At 49.1% G+C, this 18,551-nt stretch carries 19 protein-coding genes and 1 riboswitch; all 19 genes read left to right on the top strand.

Annotation, left to right across the window (positions count from 1 at the left end):
- The first annotated feature begins 4 nt into the window (after positions 1-4).
- Positions 5-523: a shikimate kinase gene (locus Pmgp_RS15080; protein ID WP_134214814.1), complete on the top strand. Its 519-nt coding sequence runs from the start codon at positions 5-7 to the stop codon at positions 521-523.
- On the top strand, positions 520-1,605 hold the full coding sequence (gene aroB, locus Pmgp_RS15075) for a 3-dehydroquinate synthase (protein WP_134214812.1): 1,086 nt from the start codon (positions 520-522) through the stop codon (positions 1,603-1,605). The genes Pmgp_RS15080 and aroB overlap by 4 nt, the downstream gene beginning before the upstream one ends.
- A 138-nt stretch (positions 1,606-1,743) precedes the next feature.
- Positions 1,744-2,508: a prepilin peptidase gene (locus Pmgp_RS15070; protein ID WP_134214811.1), complete on the top strand. Its 765-nt coding sequence runs from the start codon at positions 1,744-1,746 to the stop codon at positions 2,506-2,508.
- Between the two features lie 44 nt (positions 2,509-2,552).
- The gene (locus Pmgp_RS15065; RefSeq protein WP_134214809.1) at positions 2,553-4,223 is read left to right on the top strand and encodes a GspE/PulE family protein; all 1,671 of its coding nucleotides are present in this window, start codon (positions 2,553-2,555) and stop codon (positions 4,221-4,223) included.
- Positions 4,224-4,264: 41 nt separating this feature from the next.
- Positions 4,265-5,365: a type IV pilus twitching motility protein PilT gene (locus tag Pmgp_RS15060; RefSeq protein ID WP_134214807.1), complete on the top strand. Its 1,101-nt coding sequence runs from the start codon at positions 4,265-4,267 to the stop codon at positions 5,363-5,365.
- Positions 5,366-5,368: 3 nt separating this feature from the next.
- A complete protein-coding gene (locus Pmgp_RS15055; RefSeq protein ID WP_134214805.1) occupies positions 5,369-6,607 on the top strand; it encodes a type II secretion system F family protein in 1,239 nt (412 codons plus the stop codon).
- A 27-nt stretch (positions 6,608-6,634) separates the two neighbouring features.
- A riboswitch (cyclic di-GMP riboswitch) is annotated at positions 6,635-6,723 on the top strand.
- A gap of 164 nt (positions 6,724-6,887) precedes the next feature.
- A complete protein-coding gene (locus Pmgp_RS15050) occupies positions 6,888-7,382 on the top strand; it encodes a type IV pilin protein (protein ID WP_134214803.1) in 495 nt (164 codons plus the stop codon).
- A 171-nt stretch (positions 7,383-7,553) separates the two neighbouring features.
- On the top strand, positions 7,554-8,897 hold the full coding sequence (locus Pmgp_RS15045) for a DUF7305 domain-containing protein (RefSeq protein WP_134214801.1): 1,344 nt from the start codon (positions 7,554-7,556) through the stop codon (positions 8,895-8,897).
- 36 nt (positions 8,898-8,933) lie between these two features.
- Positions 8,934-9,827, top strand: a complete 894-nt coding sequence (locus Pmgp_RS15040; RefSeq protein WP_134214799.1) for an Ig-like domain-containing protein — start codon at positions 8,934-8,936, stop codon at positions 9,825-9,827.
- 19 nt (positions 9,828-9,846) lie between these two features.
- Positions 9,847-10,347 carry a PilW family protein gene (locus Pmgp_RS15035; RefSeq protein WP_134214797.1) on the top strand — a complete coding sequence of 167 codons (501 nt, stop codon included), beginning with the start codon at positions 9,847-9,849 and terminating at the stop codon, positions 10,345-10,347.
- A gap of 290 nt (positions 10,348-10,637) precedes the next feature.
- A complete protein-coding gene (locus tag Pmgp_RS15030) occupies positions 10,638-11,141 on the top strand; it encodes a pilus assembly FimT family protein (RefSeq protein WP_134214795.1) in 504 nt (167 codons plus the stop codon).
- The gene (locus Pmgp_RS15025) at positions 11,142-11,732 is read left to right on the top strand and encodes a type IV pilus modification PilV family protein (RefSeq protein ID WP_345789155.1); all 591 of its coding nucleotides are present in this window, start codon (positions 11,142-11,144) and stop codon (positions 11,730-11,732) included.
- 5 nt (positions 11,733-11,737) lie between these two features.
- Complete coding sequence (locus tag Pmgp_RS15020) at positions 11,738-12,202, top strand: prepilin-type N-terminal cleavage/methylation domain-containing protein (RefSeq protein ID WP_134214791.1); 465 nt, start codon at positions 11,738-11,740, stop codon at positions 12,200-12,202.
- On the top strand, positions 12,202-13,464 hold the full coding sequence (locus Pmgp_RS15015) for a hypothetical protein (RefSeq protein ID WP_134214790.1): 1,263 nt from the start codon (positions 12,202-12,204) through the stop codon (positions 13,462-13,464). The genes Pmgp_RS15020 and Pmgp_RS15015 overlap by 1 nt, the downstream gene beginning before the upstream one ends.
- Before the next feature lie 9 nt (positions 13,465-13,473).
- Entirely contained in the window at positions 13,474-14,628 is a 1,155-nt protein-coding gene (pilM, locus tag Pmgp_RS15010) for a type IV pilus assembly protein PilM (protein WP_134214789.1), read from the top strand.
- Entirely contained in the window at positions 14,629-15,264 is a 636-nt protein-coding gene (locus Pmgp_RS15005; protein ID WP_134214788.1) for a PilN domain-containing protein, read from the top strand.
- Positions 15,264-16,136, top strand: a complete 873-nt coding sequence (locus Pmgp_RS15000) for a type IV pilus inner membrane component PilO (RefSeq protein ID WP_134214787.1) — start codon at positions 15,264-15,266, stop codon at positions 16,134-16,136. The genes Pmgp_RS15005 and Pmgp_RS15000 overlap by 1 nt, the downstream gene beginning before the upstream one ends.
- A gap of 167 nt (positions 16,137-16,303) precedes the next feature.
- A complete protein-coding gene (locus Pmgp_RS14995) occupies positions 16,304-17,722 on the top strand; it encodes a TldD/PmbA family protein (RefSeq protein WP_134214786.1) in 1,419 nt (472 codons plus the stop codon).
- Between the two features lie 150 nt (positions 17,723-17,872).
- Positions 17,873-18,133, top strand: a complete 261-nt coding sequence (locus tag Pmgp_RS14990) for a DUF3243 domain-containing protein (RefSeq protein WP_345789152.1) — start codon at positions 17,873-17,875, stop codon at positions 18,131-18,133.
- The last annotated feature ends 418 nt before the right edge of the window (positions 18,134-18,551 follow it).

The raw sequence follows: 18,551 nt of genomic DNA, 5'->3' as shown, positions 1-18,551 counted from the left end.
CGCCGTGAAAAATATTGTTTTAATCGGTTTTATGGGTACCGGTAAGACTTCGGTCGGGCGCCGGCTGGCTCAGCGTTTAGGGCGTGATTTTGTAGACACCGACGCGGAAATTGAAGCTGTAACCGGAAAAACAATAACCCAGATCTTTGCCAGGGACGGGGTGGTAAGGTTTCGCTCCGAGGAAAACCTGCTGGTGAAAAAACTTGCGGTAAGGGAGAACCTGGTGATTTCTACTGGTGGAGGACTTGTCCTGAATCCAAATAATGTCCGGCTGCTCAAGGAAAATGGGGTATTAATAGCTCTAACGGCCTCTCCTGAAGTGCTCTACGCCAGGTTGGCCAACAAGAAAACCCGCCCGCTGGTTTTAAAGGGGGATCTTAAACAAAGGATCGCGCAGCTTTTAGCAGAGCGGGAAGGCGCCTATGACGTGGCGGACTTTTTTGTTGATACCGGAGTTTCCAGTGTCGACGGAGTGGTGGAACAGATCCTCCGGTACCTGTCGGGAAGGGAAGACATGCAATGATCACTGTACCGGTCAACCTTGACAAGCGCAGTTATTCTATATATATTGGCAGCGGGATTTTGAACTGCCTGGGGGACTTAATAAAGGGACTCAATTTCGGAAAAAAAGCCCTGCTGGTATCCAACCCGGCGGTTTACCAAAGATATGGTGAAATAGTTGAAAAAAGCCTGGCCGGCGGCGGGGTTGAAGTTATTGCCGGAGAAATTGGTGACGGCGAGGAATACAAGACTCTCGACGTAGCAGCGGGACTCTATGATTTGGCCTTTAGCTGCGGGCTGGACAGGCGCTGCCCGGTTATCGCTCTTGGCGGCGGGGTAGTGGGTGACCTGGCCGGTTTTATAGCCGCGACCTACATGCGGGGTGTACCTTTCATACAGGTTCCTACCACACTGTTAGCCCAGGTGGACAGCAGCGTGGGCGGCAAGGTGGCTGTAAACCATCCCAGGGGCAAAAATATTATCGGCGCATTTTATCAGCCTGCGCTGGTATTGGCTGATTTGGAAACGCTCAAAACGCTGCCCGCCGCAGAAATTAAGTCAGGTTTAGCTGAAATCATCAAATATGGGGTGATTTCCGACGGCGGGTTTTTTGCCTGGCTGGAGGAGAACCTGGGCCAGCTGCTTGGCCTGCGTGCGGCAGCAATGGAACATGCTGTGGAAACCTCCTGCCGGATCAAGGCTGAAGTGGTGGAGGCTGATGAAACAGAGCAGGGCCTGCGTGCTGTTTTAAATCTCGGGCACACCGTGGGACACGCGGTTGAGGCTCTGACCGGCTACAAAGTATTTTCGCACGGCGAAGCGGTTGGTATGGGAATGGCTGTAGCCGCGCGTATGGCTTTAAGAATGGGTATGCTGCCGGAAAAAGAGGCGGGCCGTATCATTTCCCTGATTGAAAGAGCGGGGCTGCCGGCAGCCCTGCCTGCTGATTTTACCCCTGATGAAATCCTGGAAGTTATGCGACGCGACAAAAAATCCCTGGAAGGCAGGCTGACCATGGTCCTGCCGGCTGCTGTCGGACAGGTTAGAATTATAGCGGATGTCACCGGGGAAACTGTAAAAAAGACCTTGGAAACAAGCATTTAAAGAGTCTAAAACAAGCAAATACTATTTTCAATTATTATCTGGACGACAGGTCCCTGTAGTGGTAATATAGCCTTGAAATTCCGTTCACGCCAGATTTTTTATTTCCGTCTGTGTTTACTAATTTTTAAGGTAAAAGAAATGGTAATAACAGATTTACTGCCCTATGTGTTTTTTGTTTTTGGCCTGGTTATCGGCAGCTTTCTTAATGTCTGTATTTACAGGATACCCAGGGGCGAGTCGGTGGTTTTCCCGCCTTCCCACTGTCCCGGCTGCAGCCGGAGGATTGCGGCGCGTGATTTGATCCCGGTGCTCAGCTATCTCCGCCTTAAAGGGCGGTGCCGCTTCTGCGGCAGCAAAATCAGCCCTATATATCCCTTCATCGAACTGCTGACCGGCCTGCTCTTTGCGGCGGTTTATTTACGCTTCGGCCACACTGTACTGCTTTATAAAGTCCTTTTCCTGGTCCCGGTCTTGATCATTGTTACTTTCATTGACCTGCGCCACTATATCATTCCTGATAAACTGACAGTTTTTGCACTGGCTGGCGGGGTGATCCTGAATATTTATACGCGCGACCTGACCCTTTTTTCTTCCCTGTTGGGACTAATCTCGGCCGGGGCTTTTTTGCTGTTGATTGCCATTGTAAGCAAGGGCGGCATGGGCGGCGGCGATATCAAGTTCGCGGCTGTGATCGGCCTGTTCTTAGGTTGGCCGCAGGGATTGTTCGCGGTTTTTCTGAGCTGTATGCTGGCGGGTATGGCCGGGCTGGTTTTACTTCTGACGCGGGTTAAAGGACGTAAAGACGCCATCCCGTTCGGCCCATTTTTGTGCATCGGGGCGCTGGCTGCAATCTGGCGCGGCGAGGAGATCCTGACCTGGTATTTGCGGGGGGCTTGGTTTTGATTAAGCAATCAAATAAGGAAATTATATAACTCTGAGGTGTGATTATGTCTGTAAGTAAAAGGAAAATGCTGGGTGTCAGACTCATTGAGAAAGGACTTATCAGCCATGAACAACTGGGAGAGGCCCTGCGCGTGCAGTCTCAGCGGGGGGGACTGCTGGGTCATGTTCTGGTGAGTCTGGGTATGATCAGTGAAGAAGAGCTGACCAGGGTATTGGGGATCGAGGAACTAGCCCCCAAGGACAAAATTGATAAAGAACTTATTAGCCTGGTGCCGGAGCAGTTAATCCGCAGGTACAAAATCTTTCCCGTTAAAAAAACAGGGAACCGCTTTTACGTGGCCATGGCGGATCCCCTGAACGTCATGGCTATTGATGACCTGAGGCTGCTCACAGGATTTAGCATAGAGCCCCTGGCCGCCAGTGAAAAAGACATCAATAAACTTATAGAGAAATATTTTGGCATTCCGGAAGTGGAAAAAGCCATTCAGGAACTGGGTATTGAACCTGAGGTGGCTGAGCATGATGAGATTAAGGAAGATGTAATTATTGACGAAGCGCCGGTAATCCGGCTGGTGAACTCCATTATAACCAGGGCCATCAGCGAAGAGGCAAGTGACATCCATATCGAGCCTTTTGTGCGGGGCATCAGGATCCGTTACCGGGTTGACGGGCTCCTGCGCGAGGTGATGAAACTGCCCCGCAAGATGATTTTTGCCATTGTTTCGCGGATAAAAGTAATGTCAAACCTGGATATCGCCGAGCGTCGCATGCCTCAGGACGGGCGGATACCTTTGAAGCTTACCGGCCACGACCTTGATCTGAGGATATCCACTATGCCGACCATCTATGGTGAAAAAGTAGTGATCCGGATTCTTTATAAAGAGAGTATCAAGAATTACACTTTGGAAAAGTTGGGCTTTTCAGAACACAACCTTGAAAGGTTTTCCGCTTTTATCAAAAGTTCTTACGGTATGCTGCTGGTCACAGGCCCGACCGGCAGCGGCAAGACCACCACCCTTTATACCGCTTTAAATTCTATCAATACCGTGAACCAAAACATCATAACGGTGGAAGACCCGGTTGAATATATGCTGGACGGTGTCAACCAGGCCCAGGTGAATGTAAAGGCGGGAATTACCTTTGCCAGCTACCTGCGCTCCATTTTGCGGCAGGACCCGGATATAATCATGATCGGCGAAATCAGAGACCATGAGACTGCCGAAATAGCGGTGCAGGCTGCCATTACCGGCCACCTGTTGCTCTCGACGCTACATACCAACGACGCACCCGGGGCTGTAACCAGGCTAATCGATATGGGCGTGGCGCCTTTCATGGTCGCTTCCTCACTGCTGGGCGTGGTCGCCCAGCGCCTGGTGCGCCGCATATGTGAGAACTGCAAACAGGAATGCCTGCCTGAGGAGAGCGAAATCGCTTTTGCCGGCCTACCGGCAGGTACCGTCCTATACTCCGGCGCCGGCTGTGAAAAATGCAATTTCACCGGCTACAGGGGCCGTATAGCGATTTATGAAGTAATGACTATGACGCCTTCACTGAAGAGTATCGTTTTAAACAGCGCCACCACCGAGGAGCTGAGAGAAGCGGCTGTCAGCGGCGGCATGATCACCTTGAAAGAAGATGGGATTAAAAAAGCTCTGAGCGGCCTTACTACGATCAAAGAAATTATCAGGGTGGCCTTTAGAGAAGAAAAAATATGACGATTATTTAATTAAAAAGAAACTTTTTTGGTAAACAGTTTATGAAAATTATAGATATCGTGATCCAGGCCGCCGCGCTTGGCGCCTCGGACGTTCACATCACCGTGGGCAAGCCTCCGGTGTACAGGCTGCACGGGCTACTTTACCCGCTTGACGCACCTGAGCTCAACGGTAAACTTGACCTGCTGGGGGGAGAGGAGATAAAACCTCTGACGCCGCAGGACACTGAAGAAATAGCCCGGCAGATTATGAACCAGAGCCAGTTGGAGAGATTCAAGGAAAAAGGTGAACTTGATTTTTCCTACGCCGTTCCAGGCACGACCAGGGTGCGGGTGAATGTGTTCAAGCAGAGGAACAGCACCGCTCTGGTGATGCGCCTATTGAGCACGCGCATACCTACGTTCCAGGAGCTTGGTCTGCCTGAAGTGCTTGCTTATCTGTCCAGAAGGCCCAACGGGCTGGTGCTGGTTACCGGGCCTACAGGCAGCGGCAAATCGACTACCCTGGCGGCGATGATCGATCTGGTGAACAGGGAAAGAAGGATGCATATCCTGACCCTGGAGGACCCGATAGAATACTTGCATAAACACAACCGCTCCATTATCAACCAGCGTGAAATCGGCCAGGACACGAAATCTTTCGCCGCTTCTTTAAGAGCAGCCCTGCGTGAGGACCCGGATGTAATCCTGGTGGGAGAAATGCGCGATCTGGAGACGATCTCCATAGCCATAACTGCTGCTGAAACTGGGCACCTGGTACTGGCTACCCTGCATACTTCCAGCGCGGCGGAAACGATCGACCGGGTGATTGACGTTTTTCCACCCAGCCAGCAGCAGCAGATCCGCATCCAGCTTGCTAACACAATTGAAGGGATTGTATCACAGCAGCTTATTCCCAGGAGTGACAAGCCCGGCCGGGTAGTGTCCCTGGAAATACTGGTGGCCAATCCGGCCATCCGCAACCTGATCCGGGAAGGCAAGACCTTCCAGATTCCTTCGCAATTGCAGACCGGCGTCAGGCAGGGTATGCAGACACTGGATATGTCTTTGCGCAATCTTTATAACAAGAAAATGATCAGCCGGGAAGAAGTCTTAAACCGGGCTTCCGATCCGGACAGCCTGATAAAAACCCTTGGAGGGTAAGATATGCCTCAGGTCTTTGCTTATAAAGCAAGAAGTTTATCCGGATCGCTGATCAACGGCAAGGTTGAATCAGACAGCCAGGGCGGCGCGGTTGCGCTTTTGCGCGAGAAAAATTATTTTGTTGTTGAAATAAAGCCGGTCAGGTCCGTCGAACTGGACCTGGACAAACTGCTCGGCCTAAAAATAAAAATAAAAGAAATGTCCATCTTCTGTCGCCAGTTTGCCACCATGCATGAAGCCGGCATACCGCTTTTACAATGCCTGCGTACCCTGGTTCAGCAAACCGAAAGCAAAAGGATGAGCAGAATATTAAAAGAAGTAGCGGTAGGCGTTGAAAAAGGGAAAAGTCTCAGTGAAGCTTTTAAGGAGTACAAGCAGTACCTGCCTGAAATATTTATCAGCATGATCTTAGCGGGCGAGGTGAGCGGCACTCTTGACCAGGCGTTAGGCCGTCTGGCCACGCATTTTGAAAAAGAGCACCAGTTGAGGGAAAAAGTAAAGTCGGCAATGACTTACCCTCTGGTGGTCGCCGGGATGGCTTTCGCCTGTATGGTTGCCCTACTGGTGATCGTGGTGCCTATTTTTGTAGATATCTTTAACTCCATGGGGGCGGAGCTGCCGCTGCCAACCCGGATTGTCATATTCCTGAGCAATGTGCTTAAAGGGTACTGGTACCTGGTCCTGCTGGCCTCAATTGCCCTGTTTTTCATTGTTAAACAGTTCGGAGCCACAGCCGGAGGCAGGAAAGTTCTCGACCAGCTGGCTTTAAAGGCTCCCATCTTCGGGAAACTCACACACAAAACAATAGTGGCTAGGGTCGCCCGCACATTGGCGACGCTTTTAAAGAGCGGCATACCGCTGATGCAGTCTTTGGAAACTGTGGAATATGTTGCGGGGAACACTGTGTTTGCAGGAGAAGTACGAAAGGCCCGGGTGACCATCAGTGAGGGGGAAAGAATGGCCCCGGTTTTAATGAAAGGGAAAATGTTTCCGCCCTTGGCCATTAACCTGATCGCGGTTGGAGAGGAGTCCGGCGCGCTGGACAACCTGCTGGAGAAGTTAGCGGTATTTTACGAGCATGAAGTGGAAACGATGGTGGGCAGGCTTTCCAGTGTCATTGAACCCCTTCTGATTGCTGGTGTAGGTGTCATGGTGGCATTCATCGCGCTTTCCATTTACATGCCATTGTTCGGGTTGGCCGGCGCCCTGCAGGGAGGCAGCGGCATACCTGGAGGAATGTAACAAAATAAAGCCTGCAATTTAATAGTGTTTACGAAAGGGCTAACTCTTCGAAAGGAGGGGGCGCAAAGCTGCGGGCCTACGGCGGGATCAACCGCTAAGGCAGCCGGGCCGCCGAAAAAACTCTGTTTTCCGAGCCCTTATAATGGAAAGCGGCTCGTTTTTTTCAGGTTTCTGAACTTACACTTAAGTCGTGTAGAGGAAGGTGATGATTAAAGGTTAGCAGATGCAAAGGCTCTTATAGGATATGTGAACTAATGCCAGAAAAAAAGGAGGAGAAAAGATGTTGAAACAGCTTTTACGAAAAGATGAAGGCTTCACCATGGTAGAAATGATGGTCGTGCTGATCATTATAGCAGTGCTTATAGCAGGAGGAATCAAGTTTTATTTAGGATATATTGAAAACACTAAGGTTACCAAGGCAAAAGCCCAGATCAGTACAATGCAGGCATCATTAGACACTTATTATGCGGAGAATGGTGCATATCCTCAAGATTCTGATGATGCGAAATTGAAAGTTAAAATGCTAAATGCTGGTCTAGTTGATACTGGTGTACCTGGTGATGCTCCTCAAGTTGCGGGACAAGACTGTCTTCTTAATGTGGCAGATCCCTGGAGTTCATCTAGTTATTACAGATATCATTCTGTTGATGGGACTAAGTACTATATTAGAACTGGGAAATATACGGTACAAGGTCAAGAAAATACTGCAGTTTATGGTAATGGAAGTGCCGGTACATCTAATCAGCCGACAGTGGGAACCCCAACGTTACCATAAAGATATCAGCCAAACAGTCTATACCGTAGAATAAAAAGTCTTTATAGCTTGCAGGGGGGGGATGGGGCTTTTTTTCTTTCTCCCTGCAATATTTTACTTATCATTCTTGCCTCATGGTATAGGTTAAGCTAAAAAGTAGATTTCTCATCTGCCAGTGAGGAGACGGTTATTATGTGCATTAATAACCAAAAAGGTTTTGCCCTGCCGCTTGCCCTTATAGTTATGGTTTTTTTTGTCATGCTCAGCGGGGCGCTTATTCAGTACAGCCTTTCTGAAAATAAAATGTCCGCGGTAGACTTGAAAAAAATGCAGGCTCACTATATAGCCCAGTCGGGGGCTGAATCAGTTGCCGCTTATATTATAAACAACCCGCTAAGCGCGAAAAACCTTATTAACAAAACCACCGACCCGCGTGTCAGCCTGGGCGAAGGTACATTTGCCGCTACTGTTACAGGACAAGCAGACGGCCCGCTGACCATATTTTCCACGGGTTATGTAAACGCTTATTCTCCGGACCGCGAGATTACAGAAACCGTGAGCCTGTCCATGGTTCCTCAGTATACAAGCAGCGGTACATTCCCGGAGGCCATCTTCAGTAATTTGGGTTTCAGGATGGACAACGGCACCATTACCGGAGATATCGCCACCAATTCCAACGTTTCGAATTGCCTGAATTTAAGCGGTAATCCCAACATCTACGGGGACCTTTATATTGGTCCGGAAGGTGACCCGGCCTCCGCAGTTCTTTTCCCGTGGGGAGAACAAAGCACTTTCCTGCACGGCGATGTGGCAAACCTAAGCGAGGAGAGGACCTACGAACTGCCGCCCTTTCCAGTTTTCCCGGAACTGCCCCCGCCAGCAGAAGGAGGACCTGTTTCCAACGGTGTCCTGACGGTTGGAAATTGGCCTTACCAAAACGTAACCATCAGCGCCGGCGCTCACTATACAAACATTAAAATTGTAAGCAACTTTACGCTGACCATTGATGTGGGCAGCGGTGAAAGCGAGCTCAGGGTCGATAACCTTAATATTGAGTCAGGATACATCGTTTTGCAGGGGACGGGCAGTCTGAAGCTATATGTGGGCAACAGCTTTATGTTAACAGCAGGCAGCAAGGTTAACCAAAACGGCAATCCGAATAGACTTACCATGTATTACAAGGGGACCGGCGCCGTTAATCCCGGCGGAGACACCAAGTTTAACGGGTTGGTGTATGTCAACTCGGCTGATGTGAATATTACCAACAGTGGTGGCATAACAGGCCACATTGTCTCCGGGGGCGGCGTTGTGAACGTTTCGGGAGACGCTTCCGCCATGGTGCGCGTCCTCTATGCCCCCAACGCGACGGTTAATTTTACCGGCAGCGGGCATTTGAAGGGCGCGATTATATGCAATAATTTAACCATGTCCGGTGGTACCTATGTAACGTATGACGATACGAACAACGATACATTCCCCTACAGCGTAGGGGGGCCGTCTACCCTGAGCGGTTACCGGAAAGGACTCTGGCAGTAGCAACATAATACAAAATCTTATTGCGAGGTTACAGCCTTGAAAGACCGGAAGAGGTTCCTGACCGCTTGTAACATCATCAAGAAAACACTGTCCGGTGCGGTGGGTTTGTCCTTGCTGGAGACCGCTATAGCCCTGTCAGTTATGGTTTTTATTGTTATTACCTTTTCCCTGGTAGTTGCCAATAACTACAAGAGTCTTAACAGTTCCGGGCAAAAAAGCTCTGCTAACTACGGCTACCAGAGCACAATGGAAAACAATATAGCCCAAGGCGGTCCGGGCACTTCAGACAGTATGAGCATAACTTTAAAAGATAGTGGCGGCGGCCAGGTAAATATAAATTTAATTGGTTTGAGATCCACTGCCGGAAACCTAACCTCTTTTTTGCCGGCAAGTTCGGTTAACGGCGTAGCAGTAAACGGAGTAAGCCTTGCTCCTGGCTCGCTCACCCTGCTGGAAGGCGGGGATAACGGCAGCCTTACCACAACTATATCACCCTCCAGCGCCTCAAATAAAAATGTCACCTGGACCAGCAGTGATACCCAGGTCGCCACTGTCACGGGCAGCGGCCTTACTGCTGCCGTAGCGCCGGTATCCTCGGGCTATGCGGTGATAACAGTGACAACCATTGACGGCGGCTTCACCGCTACATGCGAGGTAACCGTAAATGAGTGTGTGCATGTTACAGGAGTTACCGTGAGCCCTGCGTCGACATCTATCAAAAAGAAAAAAACTACAACGTTGACAGCTACTGTCCTGCCAGCAGACGCCACCAACAAGAGCGTCACTTGGAGCAGCAGCGACACAGGTATAGCCACGGTAGACGGGAATGGTGTGGTGACTGCCAAAAATACAGCGGGTTCGTGCATTATTAAAGTTACGACCATGGACGGCGGCTATGTTGCTAACTGCAACGTTACCGTTAACAATTAGTAATTAGGGTGAGTCTTACATGAAATCAGACCAGCGTGGAATAACCCTGCTCGAAACGTCCATAGCCCTGAGTATCATGAGTTTTGCGGTGCTCTTGTTTTATGTCCTTTATGTTGCGGGTGTGCAGTCGGTTCAAAAAGAGGAGAAGCGCTTCGGTGTCCAGCAAAACACTCGCAATGCCGCAGGCATTATCAGCAGCGAGGTCCGTCACGCCACCAGTATCGGCACCTCCATCCCCTCCGGGTCTGTTTATTATACTATAAGACTGGACAACGACAGCAACTGCCTGGTTATCGATACTTACAACAATGGGAATACAACCAGCCGGATCGTGGGCAAATATATAACCGGCCTTTCTTTCAGCAACACGAGCATCAGCGGCAAACCTGGCCTGAGCTTTACGGTCAGCGGCAATAACGGATCTTTTACTAATGATTACCTTATTTCCAGCCAGGTGCTGCTGCTGAATATCAGCAGTCTGAGTTCATTTGAGGACAGTACAATCTACTTTACCAGGTAAATCCTTAAAACTGTAGGTTCGATTTTAATCGAACACGGTACGTCAGCGCCCAAACTTGTATGTGTTAATTGTTACATTTATACGAATAAATTTGCCACCTACAAAAACTTTTCAGGGTAATGCCGCAGAAATCACTGCGGTTTTGTCATTTTATAAAGAAAATCCTCGATTCCTGGAATAAACAGCGGTTGCAATAAATAGAAAAATTTTTCGTTATAAAGAAGGAATTTTACCATATTTTGATGAATTTTATATTATTATTCATTAATACTATTCCATGGTGATCTTGGATGAGAGCCTCTAAATTTATCTTTTGTCGCGGTGGATATACTCTGGCAGAGGTAGTCGTGGTCCTCTCCATTACCGTTATTTTTTTGGGCTTTACGCTTGCACTCCCCGGTGCAAACAAACAGAAACTGGATGTCGCCGCTTCCACTGTGGCGGAGGATATCCGCCTGGTTCAACAGCTTAATATGAATCAAGATGCGGTATATACTGTTTTATTCGACTGTCAGAATGATATTTACTATATACAAAGAGGTCTTAGTTTATATAAAAAAGTACAATTGCCGTATGGTGTTGACCTGGTCTTAACAAATTTTGATTTTGATAACTATTCCGACAACGGCTGCGATCATAAATTGAGATTTAACATCAGGGGTGAACCTGTCCGTAACAATGGAATATTATGCGGCGGTCATTTAAGCCTGCGGGACAAAAACGGAAATTTCCGCTATGTGATTGTCGCCTCGGTAACAGGGCGGGTGAGGACCGACAAAGTCCCGCCAGCATAGATAATTAAAAGCGAGCTGATTTTTATCAAACCTGGCAACCAGCAAGGTATGAGCTTGATTGAGCTGCTCGTCAGCCTGGTAGTTCTCGGCATAGTAATTTTCCCGCTGATAAATCTTTACCGCCACAGCGGTCTCTTGACCGCCCACGCCGGTCATGAAGTCGCCGCCTTAAACTATGCCCGGGAGATAATTGAAAGCATAAAATGTGTAGATGACAGCCATACAGGTGTGGTACAGGCTATTGGGGATGAAACCATAACTTTTGAACACAGGACCAGCGTCGATTATGACGCGTATGATGACTTTTATGTAGCCATTACCGGAGGCGGCGGTTCCGGCCAGGTAAGAAGAGTAACCGGTTACGACGGCGGCAGCCGCACTGCGACCGTGGACCAGCCTTGGGACACGCCTCTGCCGGAAGTGTATGAATCTACTTATTTGCTTTTGGCTGGCTTTGATCAGAAATATGATTTCAAAATCAGCGTGGTCCCAGGCGCTTTGAACCTCAAAACGGTGCGGGCTGCAGTCTATTACAATGTCAATGATCAGTTGAAAGATATCTCGTTAACAACAGAAAAGTTGATGAGGTGATTCTAATGCCGGGCAATCAAGGTTTCACCCTACTTGAAACCATAGTATCGATAACCATTTTTTGTTTTGTTTTTTCCGCGATCTTGTTTCTGCAAAGCAGCGGCTTTACCTTTTATGTCAAAGTCAGCAATAAAGTAGAAGTCGAGGAAAACCTGCGCATAGCCCTGGCCAGGATGAGCAGGAATATCAGGGATGCCAGCAGTGTTTCCTCTGTGGCGGACAACCCGCCTAAGATAGAAATCATACCGGCCGCCGGCAATGATGTTTTTGGCTACAGGTACGACACGTCCGGCAAAGAGATTGAAGAAAGCATTGCAGGAACTTATCTGCCCATCGCCAGCCACATTACTTTTCTGCAGATAAAGTACGCGCAGAATGACAGGACTGTGTCCATAACAGCCAGAGGTGAGAAGGGAAACAGCGGTGTTGTCGAGATGAGCACAAAAGTGCTGCTGAGAGCGATAAGTTAATGATGTATTTTGCGGGCAGCGGCAAGAAAAACGGTCAGAGCAGCGTTATCGTTTTATTAACGGTAGCTTTGCTCTTTTTATTTGGTTCCGCTGCTTTAAAACTCAGTATCAACACCAGAAAAACAGCAGCTTATGAGTTAAATCAAGCTAAGGCATACTACATTGCTGAAGCGGGGGTTGAAAAAGTGCTAGCCGAGTCAAAAAATGGCCCTGCCTGGTTAAAAAACTTAACACCAGGGCGTGACTATGATTTTTTAACCAATAACCTGGCCGGGAACAGGAGCTATGAAGACGGTTTTTTTGACAAAATCAGCCTGAAAAAAACCAGTGAAAATAGCGGTGTTACAGTTTTAGAAATTGAGGCATGGGGCAAATATTTGGGAAGTATAAAAAAACTTAAAGTAGATGTAAATTTAACTGACGTTTATGCCGAAAACTACCTGAGAGGAATGTGGTTAAAAAACGGCAACGCACCTTCAGGTCATGTTATAAACTCTACCGGCGGAATGTATTTTTCTGAAGGTGACGCGGTTTTTATGCCGGGGTCTGATGTTACAGGAAACATATACTGCCGGGGTAAACTCACTCTTGCATCAGACGAGGGAAATATCACCTCTATAAATGGAGACATATTTACTCTGGGTGGTTTAGAGTTTACAGGCAGTGCGTTGCCCCTGATTGAGGGGCAAGTATATGTGGACAGTGCCGGCCAAGCGCCGCCGGAGATAAGTGACAGGACTGTTATCCTTTCTACCGCTGAGCTTTTCGCAATAATACCGGGGTGCTCTGATTATCCCGACCTTCTCAGCGCCGGCAGGTTAAACTGGTACCGGCATAACGCTGCTTATGACCAACTCCCCGCCGGAGACGGCTCCAGTATGGATTTTACCGGCGGCATTTACTACCTGGAGGGTGACCAGGTCCTTTCCGGCGCATACAGCGGAAACGCGGTCATAGTTGTAAACGGCAGTGTAACACTGGGCAGTATGACCAAGAACAGCGACAACGACTGCCTAGCTATCCTGGCTGCCGGGACTGTAAGCACAGACACCATGGGCCAGGAAATAGACGCGATCATTGTAACTGGCGCAAATATTGATTTTGACTACGGCGCCACCCTGCGAGGCTGTATATTAGCGCCTGAACTGGCGGGGCAGTGCAGCCAGTTAACCTTAGTGTATGATGAGAGCATGTGCGATAGATTCAAGGAACTCCTGAACTGGGCCACATGTTTTATAAAAGTGACCAAATGGAGCGAATAGGCGGTAATTATGAGAAATTTTTTAAAAAACCTGCTCCCCAAGAAAAACCATTTCATCGGTGTTGATATCGGGGCCTATCAGATCAAGGCAGCTGAAGTTAAAATAGTTGACGGTTTCCCCGAAGTTGTAAATTTGAAAAGCATTCCCTCGCCGAAAAATGTTTGGAACGGCCAGATTGACGAAGAGAACCTGGTGCAGGCCTTAAAAGATATGGCCAACCCTGTTTTAAAAGAGGTAATAACTTGTATCGGCGGTGAAAAGGTGGTCAGCCGGGTTGTACGCCTGCCCTATTTAAGTGATAAAGAACTGGAATCGGCCGCCAAGTTTGAGATCCAGAAATTTGTGCCCACACCGGTTGACCAGCTGATTATCAGGTATGTAAGGTTGTCAGACGCAGCCTTCGGGGCATTAGAAGCGGCTGACAAAAAAGGTGAGCAGGAAGGACAGGACGTGCTGCTGCTGGCCGTGCCCCTAACAACTGTCTACCAGTATCATAGTATTTTTTCCCGTGCCGGCATGGTGGTCACGGCGGCTGACCTGCAGGCCTTCGCCCTGTGGCGGGTATTCGGCAGAAATGTGCGGGGGACAGCGGCCATTGTTGACTTTGGTGCCAAGACTTCACACTTCGTACTCGTCAAAGACGGTGTGATCAAATTTGTGCGCCTGCTGCCGGTAGGATGTGAGGTTTTAACCGATTTTATCATGAATACCTACGATGTTGACTACCAGGAAGCAATGCGCATACTTGAGGAAGTGGATACAGCCCTGAGATCGGATTACAGCCAGGAAAGCAGGCAGGGAAAGGAAGAGTCTCCAGAAGACCTGACCCTGCAGATGGAAGAAGCCGCGGCTTCACTGGAAAACGATTATTATGCCCAGCCGACCGGCAGGACGGTAAAGCAGCTGCGTGATGTCATATCGGAAATCACTAAAGAGCTGCGCCGGTCGTTAAGTTTTTATTTCACCCAGGAAAACATAGCAGCGGAAAAGATTATTTTAAGCGGTGGCATGGGCCACCTAAAGGGTTTTGTGAAAGAAATGCAGAGTTCATTGGAAATACCTGTTGAAATCGGCGTCCCCGAGATCGAATTTGCGGCAGACAAAGCATACGATCCAGTGTACGCAATTTCTATCGGACTGGCTTTAAGGGAGTTGATCATTTAAATGTACGCTTATAAGGTCAACCTTTTGCCCCCCCAACTGCAGCGCGAGGGGATCATTGATTTTCGCCGGCTGATCCTTGTCGGCGCCGCGACCCTGCTGGTAGCTGTGATCCTTAGCGGCTACGGCTTCTTTTTGATTAATTACTTCAGCATGAAAAATGAGTTGGCTTCAAATAAACAGCAGCAGGCTACCCTGTCGCCGCTGGTTTCCCGGGTGGAAGGAATGGTCAAAGAGAGAAAAGAACTTGAGGCCGCCCTGGAAGAATATAATGTGATACTTAAAAAGCACATGGCCTGGTCCAACCTGCTTTACGATCTGGGTGATATCGCGCCGGTTGATTTGTGGCTGACTGATATAGATATCTCCAACAAAACCCCTGCCGCTAAAGAACAAAATGCGGGCGCAAAGACGGACGCCGCGTCGAAAGCAGGCGCGCAGCCAAAAGAAGAAGACAGGTATGCCCGCCCCAATACAATCAGCTATAAAGGTATATCACAAACAGTTCCCTCCATAGGTGTGTTTATCAGAAATCTTACCATGCTGCCATATTTCGAAGAGGTTAAGTTGGTGAAAATTGAATCGGACCTCCTGGGGGCAAAATTTGAAATTACCGCGAAAGTAAAGGATGAAAAGTAATGTGGAACAGGTTAAGTACAAGGGAAAAGGTGCTTTTGACCGTGCTTTTCGGCGGCGGACTTATTTTTTGCGTGGTTTATTTTGTCCTTACACCTCAGTATAAGGCTTATGCCCAGGTAAAAAACGAACTCATGGATAACAGGGCCAAATTAGCCAGGGCGCAGGCCACGGCCGCTTCCCTTAAGAGTGAGAATGACAGGCTTAATAAAGTGAAAGAAGATTACGCGGCCAGGGGCAAGCCTTTTACCAGCAGCATGAGGGATGGCTCCGACGTAATTTTTCTCGGGCTGATCTCAGCTTCCGAGAAAGTTCAAATCACTGAAATTGAGCCTGGTGAAATCATAGAAAAAACGCACTCCCTGGAATTGCCCTTGAAAATAGGCGTACAGGGCAATTACCTGAGCTTGATTGAGTTTTGCAAGGACATTGACAAGCAGGTGAAAAAATCAACCAACCTGGCCGAGATCAGGAGCTTGAACATAACTTCCGGCCTGTCCAGCCCATCGTCCAAGCAGTCATCCGGAGCTAAAACCAGTACCACTACACCTGCTGCGACTGCAACGGTTACTGTAGCGGCGGCGCCAGGCACGGTCAAGGCTACGATATATATTGTCATGTTCTCCGCCAAGAATCCCGAAGGAAAGCTCTACCTGGAGGAGGTATCCAGGTGGCTGATGGGACGCGGCAATGTCTTCCGTCCGACCTATTCTTTAGCGCCGTACGCGGAGCTGTCAAGTTATGTAAATTCGCAAGGTTCGTCCGGCTTGCCCATGAGCGGGCAATACACCGCTGCAGGACGCGGCTCAGTGTCAAGCGGCCTGTCAGGTACCCAACCTGTAAATGCCGACCTGTCATATAATGTGAGAAAATAGATAAAACAGGTTATACCACTGATTAGAGAGGTAATCAGTGGTATTTTTTTGTAAACCTGATATTATAGTATTAATCACATGTAATAAGCCAGCCAATATCTGTATTAAAAACTGCTAAATGGTAATGATAAGCGGTAACTAAAATGTTTGTTTTGAGGTGACTTGCTCTGGTAGAAAAACAGGTATTAAAAGAGGTAATCGACACTGCTGTTTCCGGCGGCGGAGACTTTGCCGATATTTTTGTTGAAGAGAGAATCAATGTGGGCATAGGTTGTGAGGCCGGCAAAATTGAGCGTGTACTGTCCGGGGTGGAGGTTGGCGCGGGAATCAGAGTTCTTTCGGGGGACTCGACCGCCTATGCTTATACCAACGACCTGTCCCGCGAGGGCCTGCTGGAAGCGGCTAAAATCGTCAGCCATGCCGCAGCGGGCGGTAAAAAAGAGGTCAACCTTGATTTTACCAGGGTTAAGCCGCTGGTTGACTTCAAATTCGAGGAAAGACCTGAAGACGTTTCCACCGAAAGGAAGGCGGCGCTGGTTGAAGCCGCCGACAAAGCGGCTCGGGCGGTTGACCAAAACCGGATTAAGCAGGTCATGGTCGGCTACGGGGACGTGGTGCAAAAGGTAACTATAGCCAACAGCAATGGGGACTACGTCGAGGACGAGCGGATCCGTACCAGGCTGATGGTCCAGGCCATCGCCTCCGCCGGGTCAATTATGCAAACGGGCTACGAGGCTGTGGGCAGCCTGTGTGGTTTTGAATTATTTAAAAGCAACCCACCCGAGGTTGTGGCTGAAGCGGCGGCCAGAAGAGCGCTGGAAATGCTCGAAGCGAAACCTGCGCCTACCGGTAAAATGCCTGTGGTCATGGCTTCCGAAGCCGGGGGCACAATGGTGCATGAAGCCTGCGGGCACGGGCTGGAAGCCGATCTGGTCCAGAAAAACCTGTCCGTGTACGCCGGTAAAAAAGGGCAGGTAGTGGCCGCCAAAGAAGTGAGTGTGTATGACGACGCCACCATAGACAACAGGTATGGTTCCTACCGTTTCGATGATGAGGGTGTGCCTGCCAGGAAGGTCTGCCTTATTGAAAATGGAGTGCTGACTGATTTTATGTATGACAGGCTCACAGCGGTCAAAGAAAACAGGCAGTCTAACGGCCACGGCCGGCGGGAGTCCTACCAGCACAAGCCTGTGCCCCGCATGGGAAATACCTGTATCGCGCCGGGCAAGACCGACCCCGAGAAAATAATAAAAGATACCCAAAATGGCCTGCTGGTCAAAAAGATGGGGGGAGGCCAGGTCAACACCACCACGGGGGATTTCGTTTTCGACGTGGCGGAAGGCTACCTGATCAAGGACGGCCAAATCGGCCCGCTGGTGAGAGGAGCCACCCTGACCGGCAACGGTCCGGAAGTTCTGCGTATAGTGGAAATGGTCGGCAGTGACCTGGGCTTTACTATCGGCACCTGCGGCAAGGACGGCCAGGGCGTGCCCGTAAGCGATGCACAACCGACCATGGCCATAAAACAGCTGATTGTCGGGGGGACCGCCAAGAGCGAGCCCAACGCCCGGATCAGGCGAATTTGAGGAACGTAAAAAAGTCCTGACATACTTGGATGGTGAAATTGTAGGTTCGATTTCAATCGAACATTGATCAGATTGATAACAAATGTTAATGAATTTTCTCTTGTGGAATAGGCGCCTCCGCCGCAGGTTAGAATACTGGTGGAGGTGTTTATGATGGAAATCGGTACCTCGTGGCACGACTGGAAGAAAACACTGGGCAAGGCGGTAAATGCGGCAGAACTGGCCGGCATGTCCGATGAGACGATTAATCAGGCCGCATACCGTATGGGAAATTTTTTTGCCGCCAATTTTGACCCCGGCAACAGGGAGCAGCGCCTGCTCAAGGAGCTGTGGGAGGTAGGCGCCGAGGACGAAAAGAAGTCCCTGGCCAAAATGATCGCCAAATTAGTAGACCGGGATACCTCACACTAAAAAGTTGCCGCCAGGCAACTTATTTAATGAAACGCTTATATATTTGTTCATAGCAGAATCCTATACTTGTTGCCGTTTGTGGTATGCCTTTGCTGGTTCCTGCGGAGCGGTTTAAAGGTTTATAAATGGAAAAGAAGCCTTCCCTTGCCCGGGGAGGGCTATTTTTTCAATAATGATATTTCTTCTCCTCTCTGGTCTTATTTGGAGGCTTCAAAAACAGGCTTCCGCATACACAACTCTTTTTTCAGGGGCATATGTTATAAAGCCCAGCGGTAAAATGTCAAGCACCATTTTCGAGAAAACTGGAAAATATTTTGTCCTGGGAAAGCAAAAAAGGCAATAAAAAACTGATCCCAGATACTCAACTGGTAATAACTGGGCAACCAAGAAGGCGGTCACTTATAGGAGGCGATCAACC

This window comes from Pelotomaculum propionicicum, assembly GCF_004369225.1.
GTDB classification, from domain to species: domain Bacteria; phylum Bacillota; class Desulfotomaculia; order Desulfotomaculales; family Pelotomaculaceae; genus Pelotomaculum_B; species Pelotomaculum_B propionicicum.
Note: the sequence above shows the minus strand (reverse complement) of the source record. Positions and strands in the feature narration are given on the sequence as shown.